Here is a 423-nt window from a genome sequence, read left to right as displayed (position 1 = left end):
ACCAGCGACGGAGCCACCTTCGAACCCATCGATCCGCGGATCGGGGCCGGCGACGACTCCCGCGCCGCCCTGAAATACCGGCCCAGCGCCGAACTCGCGCGACGGATCCGGCTACGGGACGGCACCTGCCGCCACCCCGGCTGTGCGATCCCGGCCGAGGCCTGTGATCTGGATCATGTGGTGCCGTTTGATCACGCCGACCCCCAGCGGGGCGGGCACACCATCGAGGGCAACCTCGCCGCAATGTGCCGGCGCCATCACCGGTTCAAGACCTTCTCCGACTGGATCTACGACCTGCAGCCCGACGGCACCCTGACCGTGCGCACCCCGGACGGCTCGACCATGCTCACCCGACCCTCCGGTCCGCTCGCCGAGTACCGGCGTGAACAGGCCCGCGCCGAAACCGAGGCGTGGACCCGGCAA

Annotated in this window: 1 protein-coding gene; it reads left to right on the top strand. The window is 70.4% G+C overall.

The features are described from left to right. A partial coding sequence (locus G6024_RS16165; protein WP_182640419.1) for an HNH endonuclease occupies positions 1-423 on the top strand: 423 nt, incomplete at both ends.

Origin of the sequence: Dietzia maris (assembly GCF_014144855.1) — a bacterium.
Lineage (GTDB): Bacteria > Actinomycetota > Actinomycetes > Mycobacteriales > Mycobacteriaceae > Dietzia > Dietzia kunjamensis.
This window is presented reverse-complemented; position numbering and strand designations above follow the sequence as displayed.